Source organism: Sphaerimonospora thailandensis, assembly GCF_016863115.1.
GTDB lineage: Bacteria > Actinomycetota > Actinomycetes > Streptosporangiales > Streptosporangiaceae > Sphaerimonospora > Sphaerimonospora cavernae.
This window is the reverse complement of the sequence record NZ_BOOG01000132.1, coordinates 1-1,397: the sequence shown is the minus strand read 5'-3', so window position 1 is coordinate 1,397 and position 1,397 is coordinate 1. Positions and strand designations below refer to the sequence as shown.

General features: G+C 69.3%; 1 protein-coding gene. It reads right to left on the bottom strand.

Going from position 1 to position 1,397, the window contains the following annotated elements:
• Positions 1-35: 35 nt before the first annotated feature.
• On the bottom strand, positions 36-1,397 hold a 1,362-nt coding region (locus tag Mth01_RS29275), incomplete at its 5' end, for a transposase (RefSeq protein ID WP_204019198.1).

Genomic DNA, 1,397 nt, shown 5'->3' with positions numbered 1-1,397 from the left:
TAAACCGGCTCTTCGCGGCTGAACAGATGCCGTGATCAGGCGGCTACTCGTTGTGTCCCAGTAGTGGTGACGGTGTGTGATCGCCGGTCGTCGGCCTCGACGAGGAGATCGACCTGGCACGAGCGGCGTGCGCGCAGCGGGAGGACCGTTGATGTGGGTATCGCGGATGGTTCGCCCTGCCAGGCGGTCTCCTGGAGCCAGGCCGGCGAGAGCCAGACAGCCCGGGTGCCGCGGGAGGCGGCGTAGCGGGACCGGCGTTGCTGGTTGGTGACGTTACGGAAACCGAAACCGGTTCGATACACCAGCTTGACCAGGCGGTTCACGCCCTCCGCGGCGGCGTTGGAGTAGCCGGTGGCCACGGCTCGGGCGATCTCGGCCCGCCACAGCGAGATTGTCTCGGCGAGGGTCTGGAGTTCGGGAACCGATGCGCCGACCGTGCCGCAGAAGACGAAGAACGCCTCCAGGGCTGCGGCGATCTGCGGGCGGGCCGGGGCCAGGCCGGTCTGGTTCGGGGAGAGTTTCACCAGGTCGCGCAGGAGTTCTTTGGCTCGCCAGGCCGCGCCGATCTGACGGCCGCCGTCACTGAGGTCGGCCAGGGCGCACAGAAGTTTGCCCCGGGCGCGCTCGGACAGCTTCTCCTGGCCGCGGACCAGCAGCCCCTTGATCACGTACTCGAGGTCGGTGGCCCGGCCGCGCCGCCCGTACCGTTCGAAGGTGACCCGTCGGCGCACGTCGCCGATCACCTTGTTGGCCAGCTGGACCACATGGAACAGATCAACGATCAGGTGGGCGTTGGGGAGCAGGCCGCTGGTGGTGACCGCCGACTTGTACACCGTCGACATGTCGATGGTCACCCAGCGGACCGCCGCGCGCCAGGCCGGGTCCTGGGCGGACAGCCAGGCGGTCACATCCCGGCCGGCACGGCCCTCGACCTGCCCGAGCAGCCCGTGCCCACCGGCGGAATCAACGAATATGCTCTGCCAGCGGTCGGCATCGGCCACCCACTTTCCCGACGCCGGGTCCCGGTGGTACAGCGGCCTGCCCCGCCGGTGATCATCAATGCCCAGTACCTGTACCGGCGGCAGCAGTCCCGTCACGGAACGGACCGCCCGTTCAGCCAGCTCCACGACCGCAGCCGATCCGGGCTCCCCACCATGACCAGCGCTGGTCTCCGTACTGGTGTCCGCGCCGGTGTCCGTACTGGTGGCGATGTCGGTGACCACGATCTGAGCATCGGCGGCCACCGACACGAAGCCATCGTGGCCGGTGTGCCAGGCCACCCCCGCCGCGGCCGCCACCCGCGACACCGGCACCAGCCAATCGCCGATCAGATGCCCCATCACTTTCCTGGCGTGCTCGCTCACCCCGCCTCCCGCCCTGACCAACGGCCCGGCTTC